Genomic DNA, 20,230 nt, shown 5'->3' with positions numbered 1-20,230 from the left:
AAGACGATGCCATGCGCGGCATTATTGGATGAAGTGCTGCAATTGAGCAGATGTCTTACATTAGTTATTGAAGCATTATGTCAGCCTTGACGAGATGTGAAGACTGTGGATCTAGTGGGTCGTCACATAGAGCACATGTTGAAGAACAACAGGCATTGGCTAATCGTGAATTCATTGGGATTTTAATGGCAGCGTTTTATATGAAATTAGCGAATGTGATGGCCGCTAATATGCAGTAGTTGGTGGTTGCTGAGGTGGAATTCATGCTGGGTCGAGGTGGTATCAGTGCTACTGTTAAGCGGCAGTAAGGACTTTGGAGTGTGCTGGTCACGTGTCTGAGTCCTCTGAGGATGTGGTGGTCATTAGCATTTCAATGGGTATTGGAGCGCTCCTGGAGAGTTTCTCGTTTAACTGACAGCTGGCACTCTGGTGTTTGGGATATCCATACGGCTACTCGGTGGTACTGTTCTGTCCTGGCTTGACGAGTAGGCGTGTAGTGCTGTTGCCCATGTGCGCTGTTCCTGGTCAGTGGATCGACTGTTTTATTCATTTGCGTATCTTGGTCTCACTTTGCTGCCGCTATGATTCGCATATCTTTTGTGCAGCTTGACTCATGTATAGACGACATTTTTTAAAAAGCGCCACTGCCGCTCTGGCTGCGTTTGGCTTACCCAACCCTCTTGGGGGAGTCTTCGCTACCAGCAAGGCGGTTAATTTGCGTCGATTCGGTCAGCCTCAGCGTTTCGACTATGAATGGCTCAAGGAGCAGGCCCGCACCCTGGCTGCCACACCTTACCATTCACGTAAACGTGTGTTGTATATGCCACTAGAGAGGCTGAGTTGGGACCAGTACCAGTCAATTCGCTATCGTCAAGATCATGCATTGTGGGCTGATAGTGATGCCCATTTCCAAGTCAAGTTTTTCCACCTTGGTCTGTATTTCCATACTCCGGTGCGGATATACGAAGTGGTGGATGGTATGGCGCAGGAGTTAGCTTATGATTCGGCCGCCTTTGACTACGGCAGCAGCGGCTTGAATGGCAAGGGCTTGCCCAAGGATCTGGGTTTCGCAGGATTCCGGTTGAATACCAGCAAGGACACCAATCGAGACTTCGCTGCCTTCCTTGGGGCAAGCTACTTCCGCGCGGTGGGAAAAGAGGGGCAGTACGGCCAGTCTGCGCGTGGGCTAGCGATCGATACAGGGACCGGTGGACCAGAAGAGTTCCCAGACTTTATCGCCTATTACCTTGAGCAGCCGACTTCGGATGCGGATACAGTAGTGCTGTATGGGCTTCTGGATTCGCCGAGTATTGCTGGCGCTTATCGTTTTTCCATCACTAACCGTGATGTATTGCTGATGGACATTGACAGCGCATTGTATCCGCGTAAGACCATTGAGCGACTAGGGATTGCTCCGTGTACCAGTATGTACCAAGTGGGTGAGAATGATCAGCGTATGGGTTGGGATTGGCGTCCAGAGATCCACGACACTGACGGCTTGTCACTTTGGACAGGGAATGGTGAGTGGATTTGGCGGCCACTATGCAATCCGCCTTACTTACGCTTCAACATGTTCCTTGACGACAATCCACGTGGTTTTGGTCTTTTACAGCGTGACCGTAATTTTGATCACTATCAAGATGATGGTGTGTTTTACGAAAAGCGTCCGTGCTTATGGGTTGAGCCTAAACATGGCTGGGGTGAGGGTTCTGTCCAGTTGGTGGAGATTCCAACACTCGACGAGACGTTCGACAACATCGTTGCGTTCTGGAATCCACGGAATAAGCCCCAGCCTGGTCAGGAGCTACTGATCGGCTATCGGTTGTATTGGGGTGCTCTACCGCCTGTGTCTTCTTCGTTGGCGCATTGTGTGGCGACCCGCACGGGCTTGGGCGGTGTGGTTGGACAGAAGCGCAAATACTTTTCCTGGCGATTCGTTGTGGATTTCGTTGGTGGCAAATTGGCTGCACTGGTCAGTGCTCATGACTTGGGTGTGGAACCAGTACTGCATATGACACGTTGTCGCACCGAGATCGTCTCGGCACGGCCATTGCATGAGATCCGTGGCTATCGCGTCATGTTCGACGTAGTCCCCTTGAACGACAGTACCCAACAGATCGACATCCGTTTGTACTTGCGTGATGCCAATGGAGAGCCGTTGACAGAAACATGGCTGTATCAGTGGACACCACCGATATTGGCGGAGCGTAATATCTACTGAGTGGACGAAGATTGATTGTGGCAGTGCCGTATCCCTACTATTGCTTGATTTGGTAACTCCAGGGGTAAATGTCACTTGTATATCAAGATTCAGACAGAGATGCGTTTACTGAGTGGAGTGCATGAAAATTAGTTTCCATAAGTACTGCTAAGTGTTCTAAATCGAGATTTTGTGAGGTTGTATATGTCTCCAGGACGGAATAATTTTCGTTGTCACTGACGATTGTTTTTGAATGTCCCGCAGGCTTGTATTGAAGTGGTGATGCGGTTCGATTTTCTATGTGCTCTGAGTTTCTCGAATTTACCGTACTTGATGTGCAGCCAAGTTTGGATGTGTGGATAGATGAGCTGCGCTGGCAATTTCGTTTCCTTGGTCATGGTGGTATCTATGGGATCTTGCTTGTAGCCCAGAGTCCATAACGTCACAGAGATGGTGTTCTCCTACAGTCGAGTTGGTACTGGGAGTCGTAGCGTAGGCGGCATCATGTCGGCTTTCGTGGACCGTAAAACAAGTAGTGCTTAGGTTGAACATCTTGCTGATGTGTTCCACCCACGTAATATCAGTACAGACTCGTAAGAAAGCGATGTTTCTTTTGCGGCCCTGACTGGCTCACATGTTCAGGAATATCGACAGGGGATACAGCCCCTATGTGTGTCATGGTAGTTACAACCCATCAGTGCGGCTCGGCAGGGAGGATTTGATATGTTGTTGAGCTCGTCACATTCCTTGACAGAACACCGGAATCTGTTTTGGAACTGCGGTTCCGCTGAACTGCCATAGGTGAGAGTGCTTCAGGACATCGGTTTTTCCCGTTATGACGCAATACGTGGCAATCTCTTGTCCGATCAGTGACCCCAATGTCGGTACCGTGTCAGAAGCAAATGGTCTTCCATACACTGATCGGTACAATGCCTATCCGGAAAATGCTTCGCTCATGCACGGTCTCAATCCTCCTCAACGTGCTGCGGTCTTGTACCGCGAAGGTCCTCTGCTGGTGCTCGCGGGTGCTGGCAGCGGCAAGACGCGTGTGATTGTGGAGAAGATTGCGCACTTGATTACCGGGGGTTTTTATCCTGCCAAGCGTATTGCTGCGATTACCTTCACTAACAAGTCAGCTAAGGAGATGCGTGAACGTGTGGCGAAGCAGATCAAAAGTAATAGCGTTGATGGGTTGACGATCTGCACTTTTCACGCACTAGGATTGAAGTTTTTGCAGATTGAGCATGATGCTGTTGGACTTAAGCGCGGCTTCTCGGTGTTCGATGCAGATGATGCTGCTGCGCAGATCAATGACCTGTTGCATGGTGCCAAGCAGGATGTGGTTGAGGATACGAAGAATCTGATATCACGTGCGAAGAATGCCGGCCTTTCACCAGAGCAAGCACTCGCTGCTGCACGTACTACCCGCGAAATGGAGGCGGCAACGTTGTATGCACGCTATCAGGCGCGCCTGATAGCGTTCAACGCAGTGGATTTTGACGACCTGATCCGCCTGCCGGTGCAGATCCTTGAAACGAGTGATCAGATTGTAATGGCTTGGCGTGAGCGGATTGGTTACCTGTTGGTGGACGAGTGTCAGGATACCAACGATGCGCAATATCGATTGCTGAAGATGTTGGCCAGTCCGCGTGGCAACTTCACGTGCGTTGGGGATGATGACCAGAGTATCTATGCTTGGCGGGGGGCTAATTCAGAGAACCTGCTGCAACTGGAGAAGGACTATCCGCAGTTGAAGGTCATCAAGTTGGAGCAGAATTACCGTTGCCCTAACCGTGTGCTGCGTGCGGCCAATGCATTGATTGCACATAACCCGCATGTGCACCTGAAGGCGTTGTGGAGTGACCAGCAAGACGGTGAGCGCATCCGCGTTTGGGAGTGCCGTGACAGTGAGCATGAGGCTGAGAAGATCGCAGCAGAAATCTCTTACTTGGGAAGCGCTAAGCAGGTACCGTGGAATGATTTCTGCATCCTGTTCCGAGGTAACTTTCAGTCACGGCCGCTGGAGAAGGCGCTGCAGTTATTGCGTATCCCTTACCATCTGACCGGCGGTACCGCGTTCCTGGAGCGTCAGGAAGTGAAGGATGTCTTGTCGTGGCTACGAGTGTTGGTCAATCCGGATGACGACGCCGCATTTCTGCGTGCAGTGCAGTCGCCCAAGCGTGAGGTCGGTTCCAGCTCATTGGCTAAATTGGCTGAACTGGCTGTGGCCAAGCAGATGCCGATGTCGCGTGCGGCTGAGTCGCTTGGCGCGTTGCAACAGCTGCCGACGCGCGCTGCCAATGGTCTGAGCAAATTCACTGATATCGTGCGTGAGTTGCGCCACCAAGTATCACGTGTGCCGGCGGCTGATTTGGTGCGGCAGCTTGTTGAGGTTTCTGGTTTGCTTGCCGAACTGCGTCAGCAGTGCAAGGATGAAGCGAGTTACCAGCGGCGTAAGCGTAATGTAGATGAACTAGCCGAATGGTTCGAAAGCGGTCCGTTTGGTGCCAGTGTTGGCGATCTTGTTTCGCAGTTGGCATTGCTATCGCGAAACGACAAGGACGATGGCGGCAACCAAGTGCGCATGATGACGCTGCACGCTTCCAAGGGTTTGGAGTTCCGTTATGTGTTCATCGCTGGCTGCGAAGATGGTGTGTTGCCGCATGAAGTCAGTTTAGAAGAAGGCAATGTGCAAGAGGAACGGCGACTATTGTACGTTGGTATCACCCGAGCTAAAGAACAGTTGTGGATGAGCTATAGCAAGTCTACCCGCCGTTTCGGTGAATTGGTCCGGTTTAAGCCCAGCCGCTTCTTTGACCAGTTACCGGCTGAGGAATTACAACGTGATGGTGCCGATCCGGTAGTTGATGCCGAACGTAAACAGGAGCGTGCTAAGGTTGGTTTGGCGGCAATCCAGGCGCTATTCGACTGAGTGTATTTGACCTTGGCTGGCCTGGATAGGCTGGGCGCTTTCCCCTCGTTGTTGGATAGCTGCTGTGTGTCTATGGACATCAAGAGCTAATGCATGTCTCTATACACGTTGTAGTCTGAACTTGATGTTGTATCAATGTGGATGTTGTTGAACGATGTAGCATTCATTCGTAAGGGTGCTCATCGCAGCGTGCGTACTGTGGAGTCGGTTCCTAATGTGTTTATTCACATGCTGGGCAATGAGGGGAATGCGCTGGATGAGTGTCTGACACGGTGTATTTGAATATTTTTGGCATGTGTTGCTAGTTCATTTTCAGTGGAAACGCCCAAGATGAAATTGCTGCAGATTTTGCATAAGAGACGCATGCACTTGGCCTGGTTGTGCAAGTGAAGAGTGTTTATGAAAACACTGGGGATGTCTCCAATGCTGCTGATGACAGGATGTCAATCGCAACCGCAGCAGGCTGAATGGGAATTTTTATATCTGTAGGATGTCATGTGAAAGATGTTCAGTTTCTGGGGGATGGAGCATTTTCTATTGGCAAGTTCCTGAAGTTAGTGTGTGTATATTGCTATACGTGTTAGAAGCCAATTATGAAATATCTCGACAAGAAGTGATTAATTGTGATTTTTCGATAAACCTTCGGTAGTGACTCACAGAAAGGCCATGATCCAGGATGTACCCTTATGGTTTGAATAAAGCTGGTGATCCAGGTTGCAGCGATAATGAACTAACTGCCGTTTCGTGGAAGTGCGGCTTTAGAGTGTATGAATGTCTCACCTTGCGGTGATCTGCCCCTGAGTTAGATATATGGAACAATTCCTCCAAGCGTTCGTAGAAAGTTGATCAGGATTGAGGTGTCCCCCCTATTTGATGTGATGAACGGAATGCCCATATGGAAGATGTTATGGTCGATCTTGGAATCGCTAAAGTGAATCGACACGGCCAGGATGCAGAGCCAACTGATATGTTGGGTATCCTGGTGAAACTCACCGTGATACCTAGGCAGTGTAAGGGCACTATCAGTCTGCAAGAGTGGGTTATCGTGGTGCGCGCTAGTGTGGTGAGTTGAGAGTGATCTAGGATAGATTGCGTTTGTGTATGGGTGTGAAGGTTGATTGATAGCGCTACTTGATCGATACCGTTTTCGGTGCCTTCAAGGAATTCAGGTGCATTGCCTTGTGTAGTGACAAGAACCTTGGCAGCTTCTCAGCGTTCATTGACGTTGGATTCATTTCCGATAAGTTGCAACGCACTTTAGAAGACAAGGATGGCACCTCGATTTGTATCGTTTACAGCGTCCATCCTTGCAGAAGCGAAAGCACACGATATTCTTGATGATTGGCGACATGCAGTCTGTCGTTGACTTCTGAATTAAGCCGATTGGCTGATACATGGGAGTGTTTATAAAGATTCTAAACTTCAAGATTCAACTTGTTATCACATCGATAGCAGCTGGTTGCTGGGTTGGTTAAATACATTCCTGGATATATACAAGCTACCATTGCCAATGAGGCTCGAGCATCCAGAGGAATGGTTGCCCATAACATTAATCTTCTTGAGTATCTACTATCATGGCATCGGTTATGTTGGTGTTGTCCTGTTGCATGACCGCGAGGTTGGGATGTGATTACTATGGCAACGTAGTGTGTTCCGCTACGCTGCTGGATGTAGCGATCTGCTGCAGACTAAATCTGCATTGTGCTTCAGGGTGAACCTGATACCTCTTTTAGCCAAGCATAGCTGTTGGCTCATGCAAACCCTGCACCACGGGTGCCGATATCACTTGAACTGGGAGCATAATGGAATATCGATGGTTCGGTGAGTATCTTAATGCCATTTACGTTTGAAGACCCGAAAGGCTACCTCAATCGAGTGGTAACAGTGCTATCGATTAAGTCCATTCATTGTTGCATCCATTTGCTTTCATCGCATGTGGTATCGGGTATCTTTAGTAACCTTGTTCCTAAAGTGTGAATGCATGCAACAATCTAAAATCCGGTCAATCTTACAGAGCATTGCTCTACTTGCCTTAGCGGGTACCGTCGCAGCCGAATCTAGGCCAGAGAAGATCACGCACGGCCGGTTCGAACAGATCCAAGTCCTGCGTCCGCATGGTGAGCCACAGCGCGTGGTGATCTGGTTCGGTGATGCTCGGCATGTGGATCAGCGTGCACGTCAGGCTGAAGTGTTACGACAGGATGGGGCGATGGTTGCGCTAGTCGATACTACGCGTTTGTATAAGCGTTTGTATAAGGTGCTTGCTGCTAATCCTGGACGTTGTGCATTTTCCGTGGGCGATGTCGAGAATCTGTCACGTTATCTGCAAGCTTACTATCGAGATAAGACTTATCGCCTGCCATTATTAGTCAGTGATGGCGAGGGTTCGGGGTTAGCCTATGCGGTTGCTGCGCAGGCACCTGAAAATATACTTGCTGGTGTGGTGAGCGATGGATTATGTCCGGTAACGGTACCCGCTCATGCGATTTGTGGGGCCGGTGTGGGTAACGATCAGCGTCTCAAGCCGGCGCCGGTTGCCACGCCTTTGCTAGTCATAACGATGCCATCAGCGCAGTGTCCAGCACAAGTGACTAGCGAGTTCGTTCGCAAAGTGGCGATTGGGCGTGAGATCAGGCGTGGACCAAGTGGTGATCTGCTGTTGCCCGGCTTATCTGCGGCGCTACGCGTGTTAGGTGCTCAAAAAGGGGTGACTCTGCCGCCGCCACCAGCCGACCTGGATGGATTGCCCGTGGTGGAGGTGCCGAGTAAAGCACAGAAGAAAAGTGACACTTTCGCGATCTTTGTCTCTGGCGATGGAGGCTGGGCCGAAATCGACAAGAAGGTAGCAGGACATTTGGCCGATGCCGATATTCCAGTTGTGGGCTTGGATTCACTACGATACTTCTGGAGCAAACGTACTCCCGCAGATTTTGCCAAGGACTTGGACCGAATTGCACGCTTCTATGCTCACCACTGGGAGCGTAGCCGGCTGTTGCTGGTCGGCTTCTCACAAGGTGCAGATGTGCTGCCTTCAGCGATCAATCGGCTTTCCTCGAACACTCGCCAGATGATCCGTATGACTGCGCTGCTGTCGTTAGGAAAATACGCGAACTATGAATTTCATGTCAGCAACTGGATTACTAGTGACGATGGCGGTATACCGATTGCACCAGAGATGGTCAAACTGAAAGTTGCAAGCGCGGTGTGCATCTACGGCGTGGATGATAAAAAAACGCTGTGTCCGTCATTACCACAACAAAGCCGTCGCGTCGCTTTACCAGGCACACATCACTTTAATGGGGATTATGAAACTGTGGCCAGAACTATCTTGGCGCAGATGGAAGTTACGCCTTAAATTTTATTTGCTGTGGTTGCTGATCTGGTTTGGTGGCCTAATCTAGGTCCAGGGCTAAGTATATCTATCCGCAGATGCTTAGCTATGAGACCGGTGAGAGATCATGTGTGGGGTGGCAATAATTCTTGGTATCGTGATGATCGGTATTGGCCTCAGTGCTTATCAGTCTGGATAGAGTCGGCTGCTGCGATCATCACGATGACCTTGCGATAGATTCATCATCACAAGATGGATTCGTGGTTCATATTACATATCCATTTGTAACTATTAGTAGATCGATCTTCTCAATGTATAGATCAATCATCGTACTTCTTATCTGTTCCTGTGCAACCTGATGTTGATCATATCCTGTGAATGATTAAGCGAGTTAGTACATTATGAGATTTGAGCTACTTTGATTTTCTGAAATAGATAGTGTGTGATGAGGTCTGCGGGGCTATTTACAGTGAGGTGATTAAGAAGCATGGAAATGTATGCTGATCATCTTTGATCAATATTTGGAAAATATATAGCCACTTCTCATAATGGAATGTGATATCCCTAGGAGTTTTTTTAGCCAGTCACAGTCAGAAACATGAATGGAGTATGGCGTGTAGTTCTGCTGATGTTGGATATTGGGAAACCAGTATAATGAGAAAATTTCAAATGATTCCTTATTGCAGCTTGTGTTGTATTCGTTAAGGATTAATTCCTGTATGGTCGTTATCCCTCAAAAGGGAGAGTTTCATTTTTAATTGTGTTCCAGATGTTGATGTCAGATATATTACTCTAGGAATATTTCTCAATCTATCAGGTTTAAGACCTAACCAACAGACTGTTTTTTGTATAGGCATTAATAGGTGTCAATCACATAAAATCAATGTTGATGTTGTTTAGCTGTACGCAATTGATATTCATAGTTTTCGTCGATGATTCATTGAGAAATAATGTGAAATTTAATCTTCAATTTATTGATGAGATTTGCCGATAATTCAATAGCAGCTTATTTATGGAATGATATAAAAAGCAAGCGACTTCAACATCTTTTAGCGCTAAAATTAGGGCCAACAAGTAATCGATGCACAACAAACAATCTATTTATACCTTTGAGAGTAAAAGGTTGTGGAAAATATATTGGAAGTTAAACGTTGTATGCAATCATATTTGGCATGATAGCTGAGACATACATGATGGTTCTGGCACGTGAAATTCAGCTGCTTGGCCTGGGAGTAAAATTTCCTGGTATTGCCAAGAGCACTTGTTGAGCCATTCTCCTGATAGCATATTAGTTGTTTCAAAAGGCGTGACTTGCTGTGTTGATATTCGTCCTTTTAAATTGCGTCCCTAACACGCCGCTCATTCATTTCAAGGAGAAACCCTATGTCAAAGTTGACGGATTTTAATCCGTAAGTGTAAGAACATTGCACAAGATTTTTTCGTTTTTCATGTGATGTGTGTTATGGGTTATCAATTATTGTTCTTTATTCCAGTACTAACACATAATAAATATAAAAATCGGATAAATTTCATAAATCCAGCCCCTTAATTGCTTACCGGTTTTATTCATTCACTGCTTAGTGTCATTTCAAACATAGCATTATTCACATATTGTCACTCTAGCTGTCTATCATGGTATAGAAATGCTAACATTATGAAATGAGAAGATGCTTTGATTCCGCGTATTCATCGCTACCACCGCACTTTCAGACGAAAATATTTTCGCTAGCATTGCCTCTAAATTTTTACTTATTTAGACTCATTACTCATTTCTACATATGTCTTTAGCTGAATATGTGTGGAAATGCTTGCAAGTTACTGTGTTATAATTTACATTAGCATAGTAAATTGGCGAGATGAAAATATAACGTTATTAATAATGGACACAGTTTCTAGTATTCTGAATTTTTCATAGAGGTGTTATTTAATTATTACTTTGACTGAAACTACTTTAAAACCTAAGACAATGAACACTCCCAAGAAAACTCTATCATTGTATCTGCGTAATTTATTATTGATCATTAGTCTTTTTATTTCGTTACATACTATGGCTGGAGAAATTCCAGATGATGTGGCGAAGAATCGGAAAGATACATTTGAATCTCTTTTATTCTCAGATCCTCCCCCCCTAAGTGCCACTCTTAGAAGCATCCTTGAGAATCATTTCGGTGTCGACAAGTCGCCAAATAATCACAAAGATGTTTATTATGTATTAAATATTGGGTATGTTAACGGTAAAATTTATGATCCCTCATCGAACAGGTTTCAAAAAGTTCGTTTGCGCGGATATACTGGCGAAGATAGCAATCATAAACGCATCACCGAAGTTAATCAGTTTGTAGCTCCTCAAATCGAGGCTCATCCTGGTGATACTGTTCGTATTTTACTAAAAAACAATTTACCCGCTGATGCTACTTGTCTGAATAGCCATGTAATGCAACAACAAACTACAGCCAATAAGTTGGCGGATAAACCCCATTGTTTCAATGGAACTAATTTGCATGCTCATGGATTATGGATCAGTCCAACTGGTAACAGCGATAATGTCCTCCTGTCAATCAATCCAGGGATTAACTTCGAGTATCAGTATGACCTTTCTAATGATATTCCAGAAGGGACTTTCTGGTACCATTCTCACCGCCATGGCTCTACTGCTTTGCAAGTATCTAGCGGTATGGCAGGCGCTTTGATTATACGTGGTAATCGTAAGCCAACTCCAACCTCGAATGGGGATTTAAGTACCTTATTGATTGATCCAGATACAGGGAAATCGTACAAAGAACATACTGTGCTTTTCCAACAGATTGCTTATGCATGTCAGGGTAAAGATGGAAAATTAAAACGCACACAGGATGGAAAAATTAACTGGAGTTGTAATCCAGGAGAAACTGGTGTCATTGAATCTTATGATCAGTTTGGGCCGGGTACATGGCCCGCTTCCGGTCGTTGGACAAGTATCAACGGCATTGTATTACCAACGTTTAAGTCACAAGTGGGTGATGTGGAGCGCTGGAGACTTATCCATGCAGGTGTGCGTGAAACAATTAATCTGACATTTCGGAAAATAAATCCTAAGATTAACTTGAATGAATTACATAAGCGCGCTTACACAGGTAATTTAAAGAAGCAGGATGCAGCGCGTTTAGTCGAGGAGCTTTGCTCTGGAGAAACTATTCCTTTCCAGATAGTGGCAGCCGATGGATTGACAATGAGTCATACTATCACGAGTGAAAAAGTGACTCTCCAACCTGGATATCGTTATGATTTGTTAACGATATTTCCTTCTGCAGGTGGATATTGCATGATACAACCTCAACAACCGAAAGCGGGTAGTATCAACAGCGAATCCTCAGCCCAGAGTCTATTGGGCTTTGTATCCGTTGCTGGAAAAGAGAATATCCCCACAAATGCAATCACCTCAACACTTGTTAATAAGTTAACAAAGTCAGCTGAGAAGTTTATGCCAGAGAATGTTCGTGCAGAAATCGTTAAAGATATCGCGCACGTTGAAGGGAAGGACAACCACCACGGAATCTTGTTGACAAAGTTTACGCCACATCCGGGCGACATCACTGAAGATGACGTCCGCGGTCAAGCAAAACAAAAATTAGTATTTTTTGTTGGCGCGGATCAAAAAAATAATCCTATATTTGCCTTGAGTCATGATTTTTCTGTTGAAAAAACGAATGGTATCTATATGCCAAGTAAGCTATTCATCTATGATCCTAATAAGGTTGGTTTGACTTTGCCTTTAGGTAAGGCGCAAGAGTGGGAATTACGTTCCTATAGTGTTAGCCATCCTTTTCATATACATGTCAATCCTTTCCAGATCGTAGCTATTTATGATCCACAAGGTAGGGATGTTAGTGAACCTGGCGTTGTAGAGGCTGATGGTGATACGCAATTTTCAGGGTTGAAAGGTCAATGGAAGGACACCATCCTTGTGAAAACAAATTTGTTACCGGGTGATTTGAAAAAAGATCCTAAAAATTTCTATCGATTTGTAATTCGGACCCGGTATAAACGTTATATAGGAGAATTTGTTTTGCACTGTCATATCCTTGATCATGAAGATCAGGGCATGATGGAGAATATTGCTGTTTCACTGCCGGATAGTGTAGGGCCGTCTTCGAATCTTATGACAGAGCAACATCATTCAAAGATGCCCTGAGCATATCCAAACGGCTGATCATCAGCATTTAACTCACCTGAAGCCGATGAGGCTTCAGGTGAGCTTTTAATATTTTCCATTTAAGAGAGAGCGTACGATTTCACAGCATGCCATAACCGGAACTGCATGTTTTCGATGCATTGATTGCCATATGCTTACCGTTTTCGGTGGTGCTCCCACGCCATTTCTAAGATTTCTCCTAGTGAGGCTGGATGCTATGATAATAGTGTGATCAATATAACAACATCACTCAAACGCTAACTATTAGGTGTGCTTTGTGTAGACCCCATGCTTTAAATATATTGGAGCTTGGTGGTTCATCGAAACGAATAGAAGTGGTCTAGTTTGCTTTAATATTATAAAGTTGATATCAGTGCTCTTATTTGATCACAACGCCGTACAGGTGATTTCATCGAGAAACACAGCACTGCTGCATGCATTGCATCACTATTTTAAAATAAAGCCAATACTCAATTATTCTATGGCAATAATGATCTTGGTATTTGTACGAATTTGCTAAACACAACGTGAGCCAATGAATGAGGATGATTCTTAACGAAATAGATTTCCATGCTGCTCTGGATTTCAACTTTTTATTTAATATGCCAATCTCGTGGCAGTAGTAAATTCAGGGTGACTAGAGTTTTGATGGTGTGGAAATAGGATGGGTACGAATCTTTCTTATGAAGTGACGGATCATGTAGTTTGTGTTGTGTTGATGGTTGGACTTAAACAACGTTACCCTGAATGTCGACAGTGTGGCTTCCATTCAGGAGGAGCGTGGACATCGCGTTGCACTCGAATCGCTGGAGTAAGTTTGATTAGCCAGTGAGATTGGATCACCAACCGTAATGCTTTTCCCATGACTTTTGACGTGACTAAGGGCACATCGCCACGATGTGATGGTGTTTAAGGAATCTGTTGGTACGTTACCTACAATCCATTGGGCATCAGAATGATAACGGTGCTCTTTGAACAAGCCGTTTAGGGCCCGCTAACATGATTGCAAATTATCCGTAATCAGAGTTAAGCAGGTTGAAGGCGATAAACATGACATTGAGCTTCTCGTGTTTGGAGCATATGCAGCGATATAGCTCTTGGGTCCACGGAACAGGCGCTTTGCAGTCATATGTCCAAGGCTAAATACGCGTGTGCAGTGGTGGCATGATGGAAATGAAGTTCAATTCAAACACCAATGGGTAGGCTTGGTGGCCTTCATAGATGTATTCCATGAGTACGTTCAACAGGCGATTCGTTGATCCGAGCCACTTTCGACCTTCCGGCACATCGCACGCTTATCCAGGTGATAGAGAGCAGATGATGGTGTGCGCCCATGTCCACCACGAGGAGATGGTTCTTGGCGAAGGAATTTTCCGATAGCTGGCGAACTGTGTGTGGGAGTGCTGATGCCGTTCGGATGCGCCTTCACATTGATATTATCCGGCGATGTAGCTTGGATCTTTATCTGCTCGACCTGTGCTTGCTGGAGTGGCTTGAAGGCTCGATCCAGCACTTCTGACTTCGCCATCGGTTCATGCCTGTGTAGATCTTCTGTCAGTGGCTGAAGCGCTTGGGCAGGTCACACCGTTTGCCGCCATACTTAGTCAGATACAAGATGGCGTTGAGTACCTGCAGATTCGTCGGACTGACGTTGCTACGTGGCCCCGGCAGAGTACCTAAAAACAGTGTTCGACCTTCTCGAATCGTTCTGCTGCGATCTTTATACGCTCACTGCCACAGGGACATCGTCTCAGCACAATGAGTGTTACCGTGTCCTGGTATTGCCCATTTAGAGCGTGTTATGAAGGTTGAACGAGTCAGACTCGTGGATGAGGAGAGCTTCCCTATGTCCGTTTCAGACCAATCATGTCCTATAAAGAATGGATGTTTGCCCTACCTCATTTGGCTTAGTATTAATGAATGAGTAGACATTTTAGATGCTGTTTTTTCTTGGATGATCAGGAAAATCAGAGTCAGTACATGAACCTCTTTCTTGTAGGTTATCTCTTGGTGCTACTGGTTTTATAGAGTGATCCGGAGGCAACGGTTTAAGTAGTACAGCCTGATTGCCAGTACGAGTACCAAGAATCACTGCAACGACAGCACGACGATGGAAAATTGCTTTCAAAGTTTCAAGCCAAGGCAATTCTATGGTGAATACTTTTACCGAGCTTCAAACGACCCATAAGCACGTGTTAAACGACATTGATGTCTACAGCACTTGGATTTGGCTTTACCCAAGGTTGGCTGATCTCAGCCAAGAGAAGTTGAAGCGCCTCCTCTTGCCGTTGAGACATTCTGTTGAATGTTGCTTGGTGTGCATCATTCGAGCGCAGTTCGTTTGCGATTGGTGTCATTTTTCTTCGATGGTTTTAGTCGACTCTTGTGGTGTGGCTTGTGGGAGGTTTGCAGGCACAGGCATTGGCCCAATAGTAGAGGGGGGCGTGGCGACTTCGTCCTGAGGTGGTACCAGGGCTGCATCAGGACGAAGCTTCAGTAATGCTGCCCAGTCACGCTGGTTGAAATTACAGTGATTCTCCTGTGCCGGGGTGCATTTCTGCTTGTGATTCGGGGCTTTCTCCTCGTTTTTCTGTTGCAGTATTGACAGTTGCAGCCGTCCTTTGCGATCCAACGGTAGTTTGCGCATCATCACCGTATTAAACACATTGCCGCCAATTAGGTAGAGCGTGTGGTCATCGTTGACATTGGTGGCAACCACAATGTCGCAGTGACTGGGCCAATTATCGGTGATACCGGCGTCTAGCGCGGCACGTAAGCCGGCATAGCCGAGCGGAAAGTCACGTTCACGTAGCATGCACAGTAGGTCTCCCGTTTTTGGCTTCTCGACGCCTGGATTGGCGAAACGGTACGGCCCGGAAGCATCAAGGTAACTGGCGCGAATGTAGTCAATGTGGCTTGGCGAGCTGGGGAATCCAGCGAGGCCGGCGTGAGTCATGACCCAGGATACAAACGCTGCTGACCAAGGTGTGTCGAGTAGGAACGCACGGCAATCATTGGCGGTGTAGCGGCTGCCGTCCAGCGCGGCACAGCTGGAGGATCCAGGCTCGTTGTTAACCATAGCGAGGGTACCACTCTCACGCCAGTAAAGTGCTACGCGTTGCCAGGCAATGAGTTCTTGATTGACCAGCGTGTCGCTTTCGGCTTCTGTGACACTGAGACTGGCGATCCGCCCCTGACGATCGATGAACGGTTGTTGCCAGAGTCGATGCTCCTCGCATGCAGTACGTACGATGGCTTGTGCAGCAGGAGAAGAACCGTAACGTGGCGGCAATTCGCAGACTTCGATGGCCAGAGCTGGCCAGGCGCATAGCCAGCACCATATCGGTAGTAGGCGAATCAATGTGGGGACAGGTATCGATAGTCTTGGATAGAGGCGACACAGACATATTGGCTCAAACATATGTTAAAACCGTGATCTCGGCGATGGTCTATGCGCTAGGATGCACTGACACTGCCATTGGTGTTTTGATTATCGGCGTGAAGTGTGATGGGGTACGAGGGCAGTAAACGTCATGCCGTACTTGATCAAAGCGATTGACGTCTTGGCTCCGTAGGGGAAGATAGGTTGGGTAACACACCGCATTTGGCCTCACGGGCTGGGTATATAGTGGTGGCGTTGATCGATATCTTGCTGTAACCAGTTTCCAGTCGTTCGTGAAGTTACTTCACGGGGGGGGGGATATCAATCACTAGCGGAGTCGACCGCTGTACATGGGTATGTACGACAAGAGCGTGGATGTAAGTTTGCTTAGCTTATCACCACAGTCGTACAGACAAACAGGATGATTGCCACGATCGTAGTGCCTTGCATGCTGCGCTGGATGCCAACTCAATAAATTTTTGCAAGTGTTGAGGATACAGGTCCCAGTACCACCGATCATATGCACGAACGCCGCGATAGCGGTGACAGTGGATACTGGATTTCTGAAGAAATTTCAGGGAAGTGGGTTAGATCCAGATCAGGCTGTGGCTGCTGCTACCAATATCGTGTTGCCTGACATCTTCTCATCTTCGTGTATGTGCTGGTTGATCCGTATCAAGCTGAATGGATGGTGCGTGGTTCTGGAAAAATGATTTATTTTTCAGATTTTCATCAACGCGCACGCCAGGATAGGTGGTATAGACGGTGATAGTGTTTCAATTTGGGTCACGGACCTGCCTTACTTGTCGGGGAAGTTGGCGATCTGTAACGTAGCGATCGCTTCCTCGGACAGTAGCACCGGAATACCGTCTTCGATTCGGAACACTTGTTTGCGGTCTCGAGTGAGGAGGGCTTCGCGTAATGACTGATCCTGAATGCTCCCGTCGGCTCGCTGCACAGTGCCGGTGGCGATTGCCTGGTTCAGTGCCTCTAACCCTTTACTATCAAGTAAGGACAGTGGTTGACGGGTATCTGGAGAGCACAGTAAATCAAGCAATTTGCGATCCATTAGGAGCGTCTGATCTTAACTGGGAAGATGGCTAGAATACGCCTTTGCGATAGGTTAGGGTCATGATCTCCAATCAATCCACCCCTCTGGTTGGCCTCGTCATGGGCTCCTGCTCGGATTGGGGAACGATGCAGCACGCAGCACAGAAGCTCGATGCCCTCGGTGTCGCGTACGAAGTGAAGGTTGTTTCGGCGCATCGTACTCCGGATAGGCTGTTTGCTTATGCCGAGCAGGCTGAATGTCGTGGTTTGCGTGTGATCATTGCCGGGGCCGGTGGTGCAGCGCATCTGCCGGGTATGTTGGCGGCTAAGACGGTGGTTCCAGTGTTGGGAGTACCAATACAGTCCAAGGCTCTGAATGGTTTGGATTCGCTGTTATCGATCGTGCAGATGCCGGCTGGCATTCCAGTGGCCACGTTCGCGATTGGGGACGCCGGTGCCGCCAATGCTGCGCTCTTCGCTACGGCACTGTTGGCACCCGAATATCCAGTGATTCGTCAGATGCTGGCGGAGTTCCGCCAACGTCAGACCGACGACGTCATTGCTGCGGAAGATCCACGTCAATGACCGCGCTCGGTATTCTTGGAGGCGGGCAACTGGCTCGTATGTTAGCGTTGGTTGCACCCCCATTGGGGGTGCGAGTGTGTGTGTTTGATCAGACTGTTGACGCTTGTGCTGGGCAGATTGCGCCGCTTTGGGTGGGTCGTTTCGATGATCGCACTGTGTTGCGTGACTTTGTGAATCGCGTCGATGTTCTCACTTTTGACTCTGAAAACATCCCGGTTGCCAGTGTGCAAACACTGACAGAACACGTCTCGGTATATCCGAATCCAGAGGCGCTCGCGGTAGCCCAGGACAGGTTAAGTGAGAAGACCTTGTTTCGTGATCTTGGGATCCCGGTGCCGGACTTTGCTGCCATCGGCAATCGCGCTGCTTTGGATGCGGCCATCGTCAAGATTGGTACACCATGTATCCTCAAGACCCGTCGCCTTGGTTACGATGGCAAAGGTCAGTTCCGGATTAAGACGCTGACCGATGTTGATGTGGCTTGGGCCATGCTGGGTGAGCAAGCCGAGATAACAGGGCTGATTTTGGAAGCCTTCGTGCCATTCCAGCGTGAGATGAGCATCATCGCTGTGCGCGATTGTAACGGTCAGTTTCGTTCTTGGCCGCTGACCGAGAACTGGCATGTTGACGGCGTGCTGTCTGTCAGTTTGGCTCCAATGACCGTTGATCCAGCGTTGCAGGTTGTGGCTGAGGCCTATGCGTGCGTATTGGCTGAGCGATTGGACTACGTGGGAGTGTTCGCACTAGAGATGTTCCTCCACGATGGCCGATTACTGGCCAACGAGATGGCACCACGTGTCCATAATTCCGGACACTGGACGATCGAGGGGGCTGAAACTTCGCAGTTTGAAAACCACCTGCGTGCTGTACTAGGCCTACCACTGGGTAGCACCGAGATTCGAGGCTATGCCTGCATGCTCAATTGGTTGGGTGTCATGCCTGATAAACATGCGCTACTGGCCGTCCCAGGCGTCCATTGGCACGACTATGGCAAGCAGCCGCGCGACGGGCGCAAAGTCGGTCATGTCACACTACGTGCAGATCAACCTGAGAGTTTGGTTGCTTCCTTGGAGCATTTGGGTACGGTGTTGGGGGATCAAACGCGCGTGGCTGTGGTGCTGGAGCGTTTATCCGAGCAGGTATCCCGGAGGTATGCCTGTGCGGCATCCTCACGTCCCTAACGTGGTGTTAGCGACCGGTGGACAGCTCAGCGTATCGGCCCGTTGCAATGCCTTGATGCCCCGGTGTCTAAAATACTTTCAGATAGCCCGTTTGATTGGGCCTGCAGTGTGAAAATACATCTGTTTCCAGCGATTGCACGCTAGCCGTTGGTGTGTCCTTGCCTGGCAGCGCTACGCCAGTGTCCCATGGTGTTGTACGTTTCCCGGGCTAAGGAGATCCAAGCAGAGATCGGCACAAGTATGGGTGTTGTTCTCTCGAATGGCTAAGTGAATGCGTGAAGCCTGTGTTACTGGATGATGGTGCATGTGTCTAGTACAGGCTTGCTACTACCCAGTGTATGAACCAGATGAATACAACGCGCCGTTCCTGTAGTTGAGGTTCCTGGCCTGTACGGCCAGTTCAAACAAGCAACCTGACCACACCTCGTATCTATGTATTTGGAAACCATTTAGCCATCGTTGCTGTCGCCATGGTTTTCTTTTAACACTGTCATGCATCTTGCTGCATTGCAGGTGCACCTCATGCCTTTCCAAACTGAGCATGGGCAGGTACGGTCCAGGGTGCGGTGGAAATAGGATCGGAGACTCTGTTCGCTTGGTGTGGAACGTTGTTAGTAATACGGAGGTTACAATGTACCCTGCGTAGTAGAAGTCTAGCTGACTGACAGGGCACCTGCCTCACGTTGGGAGAATCGTATGTTGGTGATGGAGCGGATCCAGACTGAAATCGAAGCGCATCCATTAGTGTTATTCATGAAAGGGACCCGTGACTTTCCGATGTGTGGTTATTCCAGCCGAGCCACCCAGGCGTTGTTCGCCGCTGGCGCGCATCATCTGCATATTGTGAACGTGCTTGCCGAAGCAGAGATTCGTGCCAACTTGCCACGCTTCTCCAATTGGCCGACTTTCCCACAGCTGTTCATCCATGGCGAATTGATCGGTGGCTGCGAGATCATCTTGGAGTTGTTCGAATCTGGTGAGCTCAAGCGTATCGTCAGCGACGCTGATCAGCCTTGAGTTCATACGCGTTGTAGGAAGCGTATTGGATGACTGAGTGACGTGGGTGACTAGTGTGAACGGAGATTGCGGCGTCTACAGTGATCTTTCCCAGGTGGTCGTCGTCCTTGAAGTGCTGCTACGTCGTGCTCCGTTTTGATCGTTTTGATATCCGTTGGAGTATGCAGCGATGCTTCCCCAGACGGAGGGACTGGGTCTATGCAGATCTCGTAGGGCGGCTTGGGTAGATTTCACGGTATCCTGTGCTGCGCCGTGAGCTTGCTCAGTTTGATGCCAAGCGGATCTGGCCGATCCAGCAGCATCGGCGCGCAATAGATACCCGAACCTGATCAAATGCTGCGGTTCGGTCAAACTTTCCTGGCGCTGCTGCGTCCACAGGCT

General features: G+C 48.0%; 11 protein-coding genes. 7 read left to right on the top strand and 4 right to left on the bottom strand.

From position 1 onward, the window contains the following. Nucleotides 1–613 precede the first annotated feature (613 nt). Nucleotides 614–2,221 (top strand): OpgD/OpgG family glucan biosynthesis protein, encoded by a 1,608-nt coding sequence (locus tag PLS229_RS10605; protein WP_038271252.1) that lies wholly within the window; start codon nucleotides 614–616, stop codon nucleotides 2,219–2,221. A gap of 212 nt (nucleotides 2,222–2,433) precedes the next feature. On the opposite strand, the gene PLS229_RS10600 is transcribed toward PLS229_RS10605, so the two are convergent. Next, nucleotides 2,434–2,646, bottom strand: coding sequence for a hypothetical protein (locus PLS229_RS10600; RefSeq protein ID WP_152536616.1), 213 nt, complete (start codon nucleotides 2,644–2,646; stop codon nucleotides 2,434–2,436). Between the two features lie 509 nt (nucleotides 2,647–3,155). On the opposite strand from PLS229_RS10600, the gene rep reads away from it, so the two are divergent. The 3 genes from rep (at nucleotide 3,156) to PLS229_RS10585 (ending at nucleotide 12,634) form a co-directional block, all read left to right on the top strand. Beyond that, complete coding sequence (rep, locus tag PLS229_RS10595) at nucleotides 3,156–5,132, top strand: DNA helicase Rep (RefSeq protein ID WP_038271284.1); 1,977 nt, start codon at nucleotides 3,156–3,158, stop codon at nucleotides 5,130–5,132. 1,981 nt (nucleotides 5,133–7,113) lie between these two features. Further along, entirely contained in the window at nucleotides 7,114–8,487 is a 1,374-nt protein-coding gene (locus tag PLS229_RS10590) for an AcvB/VirJ family lysyl-phosphatidylglycerol hydrolase (RefSeq protein ID WP_038271253.1), read from the top strand. Nucleotides 8,488–10,399: 1,912 nt separating this feature from the next. Next, nucleotides 10,400–12,634 (top strand): multicopper oxidase family protein, encoded by a 2,235-nt coding sequence (locus PLS229_RS10585; RefSeq protein WP_230428249.1) that lies wholly within the window; start codon nucleotides 10,400–10,402, stop codon nucleotides 12,632–12,634. A 1,240-nt stretch (nucleotides 12,635–13,874) separates the two neighbouring features. Here the strand turns inward: PLS229_RS10585 and PLS229_RS10580 are convergent. The 3 genes from PLS229_RS10580 to PLS229_RS10570 form a co-directional block, all read right to left on the bottom strand. Next, entirely contained in the window at nucleotides 13,875–14,162 is a 288-nt protein-coding gene (locus tag PLS229_RS10580; RefSeq protein ID WP_051482314.1) for a hypothetical protein, read from the bottom strand. A gap of 825 nt (nucleotides 14,163–14,987) precedes the next feature. Then, nucleotides 14,988–16,055 (bottom strand): DUF2272 domain-containing protein, encoded by a 1,068-nt coding sequence (locus PLS229_RS10575; protein ID WP_081755437.1) that lies wholly within the window; start codon nucleotides 16,053–16,055, stop codon nucleotides 14,988–14,990. A gap of 760 nt (nucleotides 16,056–16,815) precedes the next feature. Then, the gene (locus PLS229_RS10570; protein ID WP_038271254.1) at nucleotides 16,816–17,085 is read right to left on the bottom strand and encodes a Trm112 family protein; all 270 of its coding nucleotides are present in this window, start codon (nucleotides 17,083–17,085) and stop codon (nucleotides 16,816–16,818) included. 62 nt (nucleotides 17,086–17,147) lie between these two features. Here PLS229_RS10570 and purE point away from each other — a divergent pair, with 62 nt between their 5' ends. The 3 genes from purE to grxD all read left to right on the top strand — a co-directional run bounded on the left by purE (nucleotide 17,148) and on the right by grxD (nucleotide 19,849). Continuing rightward, nucleotides 17,148–17,651: a 5-(carboxyamino)imidazole ribonucleotide mutase gene (gene purE / locus PLS229_RS10565; protein ID WP_038271255.1), complete on the top strand. Its 504-nt coding sequence runs from the start codon at nucleotides 17,148–17,150 to the stop codon at nucleotides 17,649–17,651. Continuing rightward, nucleotides 17,648–18,832 carry a 5-(carboxyamino)imidazole ribonucleotide synthase gene (locus tag PLS229_RS10560; RefSeq protein ID WP_038271256.1) on the top strand — a complete coding sequence of 395 codons (1,185 nt, stop codon included), beginning with the start codon at nucleotides 17,648–17,650 and terminating at the stop codon, nucleotides 18,830–18,832. Before purE ends, PLS229_RS10560 begins: the two co-directional genes overlap by 4 nt. Before the next feature lie 696 nt (nucleotides 18,833–19,528). Continuing rightward, on the top strand, nucleotides 19,529–19,849 hold the full coding sequence (gene grxD / locus PLS229_RS10555) for a Grx4 family monothiol glutaredoxin (protein ID WP_038271257.1): 321 nt from the start codon (nucleotides 19,529–19,531) through the stop codon (nucleotides 19,847–19,849). The last annotated feature ends 381 nt before the right edge of the window (nucleotides 19,850–20,230 follow it).

Source organism: Xylella taiwanensis (assembly GCF_013177435.1).
GTDB classification, from domain to species: Bacteria; Pseudomonadota; Gammaproteobacteria; order Xanthomonadales; family Xanthomonadaceae; genus Xylella; species Xylella taiwanensis.
The sequence above is the reverse complement of the archived record's forward strand: the minus strand, read 5'-3'. Positions and strand labels throughout refer to the sequence as shown.

Bases quoted from the DNA above. Each gene is read 5' to 3' on its own strand.
- PLS229_RS10605 (WP_038271252.1), top strand. From the start codon at position 614: ATGTATAGACGACATTTTTTAAAAAGCGCCACTGCCGCTCTGGCTGCG.
- rep (WP_038271284.1), top strand. From the start codon at position 3,156: ATGCACGGTCTCAATCCTCCTCAACGTGCTGCGGTCTTGTACCGCGAA.
- PLS229_RS10590 (WP_038271253.1), top strand. From the start codon at position 7,114: ATGCAACAATCTAAAATCCGGTCAATCTTACAGAGCATTGCTCTACTT.
- PLS229_RS10580 (WP_051482314.1), bottom strand. From the start codon at position 14,162: ATGGCGAAGTCAGAAGTGCTGGATCGAGCCTTCAAGCCACTCCAGCAA.
- PLS229_RS10575 (WP_081755437.1), bottom strand. From the start codon at position 16,055: ATGTTTGAGCCAATATGTCTGTGTCGCCTCTATCCAAGACTATCGATA.
- PLS229_RS10570 (WP_038271254.1), bottom strand. From the start codon at position 17,085: ATGGATCGCAAATTGCTTGATTTACTGTGCTCTCCAGATACCCGTCAA.
- purE (WP_038271255.1), top strand. From the start codon at position 17,148: ATGATCTCCAATCAATCCACCCCTCTGGTTGGCCTCGTCATGGGCTCC.
- PLS229_RS10560 (WP_038271256.1), top strand. From the start codon at position 17,648: ATGACCGCGCTCGGTATTCTTGGAGGCGGGCAACTGGCTCGTATGTTA.
- grxD (WP_038271257.1), top strand. From the start codon at position 19,529: ATGTTGGTGATGGAGCGGATCCAGACTGAAATCGAAGCGCATCCATTA.